The 11,655-nt window shown below is 50.1% G+C and carries 7 protein-coding genes; all 7 read left to right on the top strand.

Annotation, left to right across the window (positions count from 1 at the left end; all coding sequences use genetic code 11):
• Window positions 1-87 precede the first annotated feature (87 nt).
• The 7 genes from HMPREF1121_RS02805 to HMPREF1121_RS02770 all read left to right on the top strand — a co-directional run bounded on the left by HMPREF1121_RS02805 (window position 88) and on the right by HMPREF1121_RS02770 (window position 11,614).
• The gene (locus tag HMPREF1121_RS02805) at window positions 88-681 is read left to right on the top strand and encodes a hypothetical protein (protein ID WP_052353564.1); all 594 of its coding nucleotides are present in this window, start codon (window positions 88-90) and stop codon (window positions 679-681) included.
• Window positions 682-1,347: 666 nt separating this feature from the next.
• The gene (locus HMPREF1121_RS02800) at window positions 1,348-3,642 is read left to right on the top strand and encodes a TonB dependent receptor (protein ID WP_052353563.1); all 2,295 of its coding nucleotides are present in this window, start codon (window positions 1,348-1,350) and stop codon (window positions 3,640-3,642) included.
• Window positions 3,643-3,835: 193 nt separating this feature from the next.
• Window positions 3,836-4,516: a hypothetical protein gene (locus HMPREF1121_RS02795; RefSeq protein WP_044114539.1), complete on the top strand. Its 681-nt coding sequence runs from the start codon at window positions 3,836-3,838 to the stop codon at window positions 4,514-4,516.
• Between the two features lie 12 nt (window positions 4,517-4,528).
• On the top strand, window positions 4,529-6,841 hold the full coding sequence (locus tag HMPREF1121_RS02790; RefSeq protein WP_232223723.1) for an outer membrane beta-barrel protein: 2,313 nt from the start codon (window positions 4,529-4,531) through the stop codon (window positions 6,839-6,841).
• Between the two features lie 302 nt (window positions 6,842-7,143).
• Window positions 7,144-8,442, top strand: a complete 1,299-nt coding sequence (locus HMPREF1121_RS02785) for a site-specific integrase (protein WP_044114538.1) — start codon at window positions 7,144-7,146, stop codon at window positions 8,440-8,442.
• Between the two features lie 392 nt (window positions 8,443-8,834).
• Complete coding sequence (locus HMPREF1121_RS02780) at window positions 8,835-9,914, top strand: hypothetical protein (protein ID WP_044114537.1); 1,080 nt, start codon at window positions 8,835-8,837, stop codon at window positions 9,912-9,914.
• Between the two features lie 548 nt (window positions 9,915-10,462).
• Window positions 10,463-11,614 (top strand): PQQ enzyme repeat protein, encoded by a 1,152-nt coding sequence (locus HMPREF1121_RS02770; protein ID WP_044114535.1) that lies wholly within the window; start codon window positions 10,463-10,465, stop codon window positions 11,612-11,614.
• The last annotated feature ends 41 nt before the right edge of the window (window positions 11,615-11,655 follow it).

Below are 11,655 nucleotides of genomic sequence, written 5' to 3'. Positions count from 1 at the left end.
AACCTATCCGCATACGGGGCAAGGTGCGAGAGGCAGACTCCCTGCCTGACACGAGAGGACGTATCGTCTCATCTAAAAATAAAAGGTATGACTACCCAAGCTACATCTACTTCGACAGAGGAGCTCACATCCAGCTCCCGCACTATCTATTCGACTGAGCACCCCGAGGGGCAGCTGCGTCGGATGGATGGCACCCTGCTGCGTCTCTATCCCGCTACATCTCTCCCCGCACCGCTGACGCCCGAGGCACGCACCGAGGCTACTGAGCTCTTTCGCCAAAGCCTCTCCCTCTTGTGGCGGTATCGTGAGCGCATCCTTTCGGATAGCCGAATGTTCCTCACTCCCATAGCCGAGCCGAATGGCTTGGCATATCTGGGCGCCTTCCCCGCGGCGACACTGGGTGCGTACATCGAGCTCTGGACGCTGTGTGATGCTGCGCTCCTCACGGACGAGCGTGGGATCCAGCACTTTGTGACACGTGTGGCTGGTAGCCCGCTCTCTGGGAGCAATCGCTGCACGCTGGTAAGCGAGGAGGGCGAAGTCAGCACGTGCAGTGTGCGGGACTTTAGTTCGCTGTGGCGTCCCTTCCGAGGCTTGATTCGCCGCTACCGAAAGCCCCAAGCTACCGCCGAGCACTACACCCTCACCGAAGTCCTTACCCTCCTCAGCGAAGAAGGGTAGGGCAGTCCTATCCATATTGAGCGGAGGGAAAAGTGTCCTTCTCGTGAAGGGAAAAGCACCTTCCCGTAGTGGTATTCTTCTATCTATGCACGTAGTTTTAAAGACCAGGCACGTAAATCCCAATATCCACGTACGTAGATATTAGAGCCACGTACGTAGCCCAAACTTATCTGCTACTCGTCCACAACTTTTATCCCTACGCGGAGCAACAACCCTAATATAGGTCAGTGGGGCGACCAGTATTGGTCGATACGCGAACCACTATAGGTTCATAGTAGTGACCAATAGTGGTTGACTCGTGAACCACTATTGGTTTGCACTACGAACAAGTAGTGGTATGCATCCCTCCCCTCGCAAGTATAGTCAGCAAGCCCCCTGATACATGCAAATAGCCGTGCGTCAGGGGGCTCTTTCTTTGCACCTTTCTTGTGTGCATATGTTTTACTAAGTTTGTGGTAGACAACTGAATCTGAAGACATCAAGTCTACACCACAAACGTCTTACCATAACTCACGGTACCGTTATGAAGAAGCGAGCCCTTCATAGTCTATGTCGCCTGTCTCTGTGTGAGCACTCTCGCCTCATACGGAGCTCAGCAGGCGCTCTGCCTTGCCCCACAAACAGCCCTCGACACAACCGATCGTCTGCAAAAGAAAATTGAACACCATGAAGGCTCTAACTAAATGCTTCCTACTCCTCGTAGTACTCCTCTGTAGTGAACAAATTCTCTTAGCCCAAGCTATCAAAGGCACCGTAGTAGATGCCGAGGGGAAACCTATCGAGTTAGCCCACGTTATTGCTCGTAAGCGTGCGGACAGTACCTTCGTAGCAGGCTGTCTGACAGATGCCCAGGGGCTATTTGCTTTTGATGCGCTGTCTGCGTCTGAGCATATACTCACCGCCAAGTGTATTGGCTACAAGGCTCGCACAATAGCAGCTCAGCCGGTCTGTAATATCATATTGGAGGGTGACGCCACCGAACTGTCAGAGGTCGTCGTGCTTAGCTCCTATGTCAAGCGTTCTCCCTCGGGAGATCTCTCTGTGCGCATCCAAGGTAATCCCATTGCTAAAGGGAAGAGCCTTATGGAGACTCTGCGCTATATACAGGGAGTCGAGGTGCTTAGCGGAAATATCTTGGTCAATGGTAAAGACCATACCATCATCTATCTTGGAGATCGCAAGATTACGGCCGAGCAATTACGCTCCATCCCTACCAATATGGTGAAGCATATCGAGGTGATACCGAATGCTGGAGCTTCCTTTGGGCAAGAAGCCCAGGGAGGTATCGTGCGTGTAACTCTTCGACAGAAGGAGGGACTTCTTGGGGCTATTGGCTTGACGGCACAGGCAGACGAAGAGGGTTTTGTAGATGCCATCCTCACTCCTACGCTACAATATCAGTTTGGTAAGCTATCTGTATATAACAACCTTAAACTGGGTTCAGGGAATTATCGCACAAGGTACAAGCGTCAAGATAACTACGGCACTCATCATGTAGATCGAAAGTTTCATTCGGATAAGGAGTCCTTGGCTCTTCTAGAGAATTTGGGGCTACAGTATCAGCTTACTCCGACGCAATCCCTGCATGTTTATGGAGGGCTATATCTGATTAAGGACCGCATCAATCAAACCAACCACAACGGGCAGCTGCTGAGTCTGAGACAAAAGACCAATAGCTCTTTCGTCGAAGGTAATGCGGGCTTGCTCTATCGAGCTAATCTGAATGTCGGGAAAAACTCTTCCTTCTCCACCAAGGTCGAGTATCTCAATCAGAGCAATAGCGATCATATAGACTATGAGCTCAATACTCATGACGAGAATGAATTGAGGCAGAGGCTCTCCTACCTCTATGTGGAGCCTCGTTTAGAACTGAAGTCGAGCAAGGGAAGTAGTGTCAACTTGGGGATTCGCTTTAGCCGTCTGAGAGACAGAAACGAAATGTCGGGTATCGCCAGCACAATACTCACTCAAGTAAAGCAACAAGACTTCCAGATCTCTGGAGGGGACTTTGCCCCGTGGGTAGAGTACAGTCGCATGATTGGTCAGCGAGCATTCGTGCAGGTAGGGCTGACCTATCAGCTAACAGATATGAAGTATAGCGATTATCTCAATCGGCTTGCGTCTATGAACAACCGTTATTCGGGTCTGTATCCCAATGTCCAGTTGCAGTACATGCTCAACCCGCAGAAGCAGTCGGGTATATCTATAGCTTATCGCCGAGACTATTCGCTGCCTAATTATGGCTACTATAGCCCTGTGGCTGTCTATCAAAACGAGAAGCTGTATAGCATAGGTAACCAAAACCTAAAGGAAGAAACCTTTCATTCTGTAGAGGCGAATTACTACATCAATCCCAATTGGACACTGACTTATAGGCTGAAAAGTGGTGCGAACATCATACATCTGCTTGCTCATCAAGCCCCCATGCAGCCAGATGTGGTGTACACGAGACCCGAGAATAGTGGCACGAGTCTACAGCACTATACTTCGCTCTCCTATACAGCCAGCGTGTCGGACTTTTGGCAGACAAATAATAGGGTCTTTGTGAGACACAACACAGAGAAGAGCCCAGGTAAGACCGTCTCCAGCGCTTGGCTGGGGTGGAGTGCCACCCAGCAGTTTAGATTGAGTAATACAATGGGACTAACGCTATCGGCTACTGGACAGACAGCAGAGAAGCATCTAAGCCATGAAGTAGGGCTACGCTATGATATAGATGCAGGTGTCTATATGAGCTTGCTGAATGATCGGCTACAGATCAATCTTGGGACGCTCAACCTTATTCATAATAGAGCGGTCATGCGTATCAAAACAGATTTTGCAGAGCTCGAGCGTACGGATTTATCTCCTCGTAGACGCCTCAAATTAAGCGTGACATGGCACTTCTCCAGCGGAGATAAGATCAAGCGCAGTAGCTCGCGTACCGTTAATTCGCCCACCAGAGAGACGCCTACACTGTAAGGCTCGATACCATCCCTCCCCTCGCAAGTATAGTCAGCAAGCCTCCTGACGCATGCAAATAGCCATGCGTCAGGGGGCTCTTTCTTTGCACCTTTCTTGTGTGCATATCTTTTACTAAGTTTGTGGTAGACAACTGAATCTGAAGACATCGAGTCTACGCCACAAACGTCTTACCATAACTCACGATACCCTTATGAAGAAGAGAGTCCTTCATAGCCTATTCGCCTGCCTCTGTGTGAGCGCCCTCGCCTCATGCGGTATCCAGCAGGAACTCCACTTTGCCCAACACACCGCCCTCGATGCAAGCGCCAACATGATCAAGATCGCTGATCAGCCCGTCTTCAAGGTATCTACCTCGGTGCTGAACCTCAAGGAGGAGCAACTTGCGCTGAACAAGGGAGCGCTGCCGAAGGAGCGGGCAGCGTATATCGCCTCCATTCTCAAGGAATGCCATTCAGATCAGGACACCATCATCGCTGCTTCGCCAGACTTCACCCTAGTAAAGAGCACGGGCACTCATAGTAAGCGTTATGTCGGCTATATGTATAGCTATCAGCTTAACTTCGACTCAGGGCGCTGGGTCCGCATAGGTCTTGATGCCGCAACGGAGAGTGCACCGACGATGGATGGAGTGTGTGGATTTCTACGGAGGATCTATGTGATCAAGCGGAGGAATCGCGTGATCGTCAAGGATTCTTTCGGAGATATCGCCATCATCTATGTCCTACAAGGACGAGATCGCAAAGCTCCTTTCAGGGACACCTCTGCTTGGCGACCCGCCGACATCTCCGCTATGATTTCGACAGCGTACTATATCCAGAGGGAGTTCGATCCCAAGAGCCATGCCGTAGCGACTGGGAGGTATGTGAAGTAAATCCACTAAGCCATGAAGAAGCTATTCACCATCGTCCTCTGCTGCCTCTGTGCTCAGATCACGCTGCTCTCGCAGATCATATACTCGGGGCGGGTCATCTCGTCCGAAGACAAGGCACCGATTCCCCTGGCGAACATCGTCCTCTTAGCGCAAGACTCCTCCTTCATCGCTGGTGGGGTCACCGACGAGCTCGGGCGCTATTCGATCACGACGGAGCAAGGGAAAGTTCCGCAGTGGATACGAGCGACGTGCATCGGCTATGAGGATCTACTGCGACCTATCAGCCGCTACCCTCGGGAAGGTGCGGAGATCATCTTAGAGGTACAGACTAACCAGCTGCAGGATGTGACGGTTCGGGCGAAGCGCAAAGCCTTCAAGCTGAAGGATGGTGCGTTCGTCGCCAACGTCGCGGCGGTGCCTTCACTTAGGAATAGCGGCTCAATCGACAACCTACTGAACCGCATCCCCTTCGTGCAGGGATCAGGCGGATCCTTCTCTGTGCTGGGTACGGGTGGTGAAGCGACCCTCTACCTGGATGGCCAGCGGGTGCAGGATGCGAGCATCCTCCAGCACCTCCGCTCCCAAGATATCGCAAGTGTCGAGGTCATCAATACCCCTGGCGCACAGTACAAGGCCTCCACGAATTCGGTGATCAAGATCCACACGATCAAGAAGCAGAATATGACTAGCTTCTCTGCTTCGCAATACGCTCTCCTGCAGAATCGCCTCAGCACCTATACTGGTGTCAACGTCGCTCACAGCAATGCTCGGGCTTATTGGAGCTTCAATGCGGGCTATAGCCGCGCAGCGACGGTGAGTGGGAATAGCGATTACTACAGCATACCGAATGGGAGTGGAGACCTATTGGAGACCTTCAGTTCCTCAGATATGACGAATCGAAGTGACATCTTCATGGGCGGCTTAGGGCTGAATATATCCCCAGCTAAGGAGACGAACATCGGCTTTGTCTCCAACCTCAAGGTGGTTGCTGTGACGATCGATTACGCTTCTGAGGGGCTGATCCACAAGGAGAGCGGGATCGTACGCCTGAATACTCCCTATACCTCCCAAATAGATTCACGTCCCTACAAATCCACTTCTAGCCTCTATTACAATGGGAAGATAGGGACGACGAGTGTGAACGTCACCGATGAGATCCTTCTGGGGAGTGCGACGAAGTCCTCCGTATACGACGAGGTAGGTACTTCGGCACATGCGCAGACCAAGGGGGCTGATCGCTATGGCATGAACTCCCTGATGCTGTCCTTCCAGACACCTGTCAAGGGGGTGAAGCTGGGCTACGGTGCTGAGCTGGCCTTGAGCTTCAATAAGAATGAGCTGCAGCAGACGGAGCAAGGCATCGTGACTGACGTCATTAGCTCCACGGTGAAGAATGGCCAAACGCTACTGGGCACCTTCGTTGATGTGAGGGCTCAGTGGCTGGGGCTGTCGTGGTATGCAGGCTTGCGATATGAGTATGAAGCCTCTTCCTATACGCAGAATGGTACGCGTGTCACCCGTCAGAAGCCCTCCCCTCACTTCCTAAGCCCCAGTTTCTCGCTGTCTTATTCGGGCGAAGACCTCCAAGCTACACTGTCTTATCGTAAGAGCCTCCACCGCCCAGCGTACTCGTCCTTGAATAACTTCACACTCCTCGAGAATCAGTACGTCTACCAGCAGGGTAGTCCCTTCTTACTCAACGAGACCAATGATGCCCTACAGCTCCTCGGCACGTACAAGACGCTGTCCTTCAGCGCCAGCTATAACTACATTCGGAATACGGCGACCACAGCGCTAGCCCGCCACGAGACGAAGGCCGATGTGCTGCTCAAGCGTACGATAAATATCCCCAGCTATTCGACGCTCTCGCTGGGGCTGAATTGGAGTGATTCATTCGGTCCGTACTCTCCATCAATTGAGGTGGAATTCCAAAAGCAGCTCCTCAAGTACAGTGGCTTGACCTTCGATCGCCCAGAGCTTCAGCTCTCGACAAGCCATTATGTAGAGCTGGGGAAGGGCTGGAGTGTGAACGCTGACGCCAGCTACTCAAGTAGAAGTCATAGCCTCTTCAGTGAGTACTCTGCTAAGTGGAGCTACAGCCTGATGCTATCCAAGGAGATAGGGAACTTCACCTTTGACCTCAGCCTGCAGAACCTCTTCCTTGACAACAAGCAGTACAGGACGCGCAGGATGGCAGGCATCTTTGCGCAGGAGATCGAAGCGCAGGACTTCTCGGGCGCCGGCTTGAACGTCTCCTACCGCATCCATTCCGTCAAGGCAGCCTACCGCAATAAGAAGGCCAGCAGCGAAGGCCAGCGCTTTTAGCCCACCTCCCATCCACACCCCGACGAAGCCCTTACCCTCCTCAGCGAAGAAGGGTAGGGGCTTACCTGCATTCCCTTAGGTATAAAAAAAGGGTGCAAATCGCTTGTGATTTGCACCCTTTCTTTTTCAGCGGAGAGAGAGGCTCTTTCTCTTGAACTATCATAGATGCTTGTTTGATGTCAAAGTGCTGTTTATCAGTATGTATATGGGTGTATGCCTTAAAGTGTAGTATCATAGGATCTCCCTTGCTATATCCTTATTTGGGTGTATCTTTGGGTGTGTAAACTATACACCCGAGAATTATGAATATCAAGCGCAATATCATCTTTGCTCTGGAGAGCCGTAAGAAGGATGGTGTCCTGATCGTAGAGAACGTCCCCATCCGTATGCGAGTGAATTTTGCTTCCCAGCGAATAGAATTCACCACGGGCTATCGTATTGATGCCGCCAAATGGGATGCAGACAAGCAACGAGTAAAGAACGGATGCGCAAACAAGCTTAAGCAATCAGCCTCAGAGATCAACGCTGCACTCTTGGGCTACTACACCGAGCTACAGGAGGTATTCAAGCGCTTTGAAGTGGCAGAGGTCATGCCAAGCCCTGCTGATGTTAAGAACGCTTTCAATGCCCGCCATAGGTCTGACGATGTACAGGTGGAACCGACCTCCGATAAGCCCGATCCTTCAAACGACTTCTATAAGGCCTTTGATGAGTTCATACGAGTCTGTGGTCGACAGAATGACTGGACGCATGCCACCTACGAGAAGTTTGCTGCGGTGAAGAATCACCTCAGAGCCTTCCGAGCTGACCTTAGCTTCTCCTTCTTCAACGAGGCTGGTCTGACGGAGTATGTGCGCTACCTCCGAGAAGTACGCGAGATGCGCAATAGCACGATCGGGAAGCAGCTCAGCTTCTTGAAATGGTTTCTACGTTGGAGCTTCAGCCAAGGAATGCATAGGAACAATGCTTACGATACCTTCAGACCTAAGCTCAAGGATACCCAGAAGAAGATTATCTTCTTGACTTGGGAGGAGTTGACAAGGCTTCGAGAGTTCGAGATCCCTCCAGCGAAGCAGTCGCTTGATCGTGTGCGTGATGTCTTCCTCTTCCAGTGCTTTACCGGACTGCGATACTCAGATGTCTACAATCTCAGAAGAAGCGACATCAAGGAAGATCATATCGAAGTCACTACGATCAAGACTTCTGACAGTCTGGTCATCGAGCTCAACAAGCACAGTAAGGCTATCTTGGAGAAGTATCAGGATGTGGTATTTGAGCACGACAAGGCACTGCCCGTGATCACTAACCAGAAGATGAATGAGTACCTCAAGGAGCTTGCCGAACTTGCTGGTATCAACGAACCTATCCGCCAGACCTACTACAAAGGGAACGAGCGCATTGATGAGGTGACGCCTAAATATGCTCTGCTTGGTACGCATGCTGGTCGTCGTACCTTTATCTGTAATGCGCTTGTCCTCGGCATCCCACCTCAGGTCGTGATGAAATGGACGGGGCACAGTGACTACAAGGCGATGAAGCCCTACATCGACATTGCGGACGACATCAAGGCGAATGCCATGAGTAAGTTTAATCAATTATGAGCTGGATCAGACTGCATCCAAGCCTAGCTCTCGGTGTTTGCACCTCGAACGAGTAGTGGTTTGCATCCCACCCACCGCAAGCTCGCATTCTACCGCACCTCTGCGCCCCGCCATACTCCCCGCTGAAAGGGCTAACTTTGACCAGCTCTATATTATCCAGCAGGGAGGCAGAGGCATTACGCGTGAGCAGATAATTGCCCAACTCGAATGACCCATAGCAAAAGATGCAGAAAGTATATTTAATGCAAATGCAAATAGAAATGTCTGGATACACATGGGAATCGGTACTTTTACTGACTTAGAACGTATTTGTTGAGCACAGGGACTTTCTAACGCTTCAGCATTCCTGATATTTAGAAATACCATACTAACAACTAACTGATTTTGTCGATATGAACTATATCAAACAAACTAGAATAGAAAATGTAGTAGGATTTTGTCCTCACAATGGAGACTATAGTTATGAAAAAAAAGGAAGGAGTTACCTAGTCCTTGACGGGGTGATTCTAGAGAAAGGGGAGGCACCTTGTGCTCTCTCTCTTAGAGGGACGCATATGTATGTTTGGTATGCTTCGGGAAGATTTGAATTATACAGGGGGCATGTACTTGTGAAAGAAATAGGAGGAAATACTAATCTCTTAAACGAACAAACTCAGTATATAGGCACGCATTTATTGGACTTGGCAACTTTCCAAACGTACTACAATTATGCGTTCCCTATTGATGAACATCCTGTTTTATCTGACTCCATTCCATATATGTTGTATGTCGAAGACGATGTGATAATAGCATACGATAATTTTCGCAAGAAAGAGATTAGGCGCATTGATAATAAGACTGAGGCCCTATGGTCTTTCCCCTTTGTAGATCTTGGTGAGGATAATATCTACACGCCAGGGGAAGTAGATCACATCGTCAAAATACTGGGGGTTGTTAATGATTTGCTGTGGTTCTCCACTCAGTTTGGCCGTTTAGTTGCTCTTGATGTAGCTACAGGGAAGGTGGTATATCAGTTTTCCGGCAATCCTGCAAATCAGGACAAAGTAGAATACACTCAAGGTGCAGGACTTGGAGATTGTTTCTTTCGGGAGGCTGATAGATCTATTGTTTGTATCAGTTACTTGGGGGTTCAGGTTATCAACGCGACTACAGGTGGCCTTACAGAAGGTTATGTGTTCTTAGAGGCCGATCCCGATGGCATTGGTAGGTTTGATTATATCTACGCTCCCAATCTTCAGGGTGATTACTTTACCTTTCTAGCGGAGATGAAAACTGATTGGTACGGCATAGGCCGAGTGGGCATCTTTGATTTGAAAGCTCGCAAGCTACTTTGGACAGAGGAGATAATTCCCTTTGAGGAAAGAAAGGCAACTCGTAATCACTTAGTCACACCCCAACCGCTCTATATATCAGGCGATAAGCTGTACATTAAAGATGTGAAAGATACCCTACATATCTTCCAGAGAGAGTAGATGGTGTAGACGATTTTGCCCCGTTTCTAATATAAGTAGATATATATCAATGCAAGATTGGTAGTCTTCATCGCTCACTCTTACTTGGGATCGTTGTCCGTGTATATGACATCGTAGCTGATGAGAGAAGGTTGGGATATCCAGTCAGTCCACATCGTCGGCGACCGAATGATCGCCCACTCCCACGATGAGGTACGCATCTACCAGCGGGCTGATTAACGTGTCTTACACAGCTGTTTCGAGGGGCACAGCTTTACGCCTGTCCTCACCGCCTCCGCCGCTTGTGCCACCGCTCCCACCGCGGGGAGGTAGTAGCGACCTATATAGGTCAGCGGGGCGACCAGTATAGGTCCGACGATGAAGCTATATAGGTCGCTATGACGACCTATATAGGTCAGCCCGCCGACCAATATAGGTTCATACCATCCCCATCCGCAAGCCCGCATCCTCCCCTCCGATAGCTCCCCCGCCGTACTACCGTCGAAAGGGCTAACTTTGACAGCGAACTCCCCCATATCCCCCCAAGGAAATAGCTTATTCAGACGACAATGATAGCCTACAAAGAGATTGCCCAAATCAAGAATGTGAAGGGCGTTAACCCCATCACGGGAGACTATTCCTATGAGGAGAATGGGCGGGGCTACCTCTGTATTGATGGTGTCTTGCTTGAGAAAGAGGAAACCGCAAGTAAAATCATTTCTGTAGGCGAATACGTCTATGTGTGGTATAATCGCTATGGAATCATAGAGATCTATTCGGGGCATACCTTACTCAAGACATTTCAGAGGGAGGTGTATTTCTTTGATAGAAATGTAGGACCTTACATTAGGTACCAAGTCCGTGACCCCAAGACCTTTGAGGCGAGTGAGAATATCCTTTCGATCTCAGACGGGCAACCTCTCTTAGCGCAAAATGTCCCTTACCGCTTGTATAAAGTGGGTGAGGAGATCATCGGTTATAAGATCCTCGAGTGTAAGCTTAGCCGTTTGAACTACTCTGGCGAGGTGCTTTGGACCTTTGACTTACCCCTGCGTCCTCGTAGCGGTGAACCTGATAATCTTGATAAGGTGCTTGGGCTCACGCATGGGATGCTTTGGATATGTACTCGTCTCTCAAGACTTATAGCTTTGGATCTGGAGACGGGTAAGCCTATACATCAGTTCTCCTCGGCGGCCTCCGACAAAGCAAATCCAGCCTACACATATGTCAGAGGCTTCGCTTACTTTTTCTTTCGCGAGGCGGATAAAGCTATCATAACGATCAGCAATTGGGGGATACATATCCTCAATGCTACTACAGCTGAGTTTATCGAGAGCTATGAGTTCTCAGAAGTAGATTCTTCTGGACGAGAGGCGTTTGAGTATCTTGATGCAGCACGACTATACGGGGATTGCCTTACGTTCATCGCACAGCGACACAGGGAGGCGGATGGCTACCGTTGTGCTGGGATCTTCGACTTGAAGGCTCGCCGGTTCAGCTGGATAGGAGATATCATTTCATTGGAAGAGAAGATGTCTACGGGTAATCAACTGCTTGCGCAGTTCCCATTACAGATGGCAGGGAATAGGCTCTACATAAAGGATGAGGAGAGCACCCTGCATATCTACCGAAAGGAATGGCGGCTAAAGGCGCAGGTGCGCCCGCAGAGCGAAGCGACCGCCTCCGCCGTATGTGTCACCACTCCCTCCGTGGGGAGGTAGAGCGGCCTATATGGGTCGACACGCGAACCACTATAGGTGTT

This window comes from Porphyromonas sp. KLE 1280, from assembly GCF_000700805.1.
Lineage (GTDB): Bacteria > Bacteroidota > Bacteroidia > Bacteroidales > Porphyromonadaceae > Porphyromonas > Porphyromonas pasteri.
The sequence above is the reverse complement of the archived record's forward strand: the minus strand, read 5'-3'. Positions and strand labels throughout refer to the sequence as shown.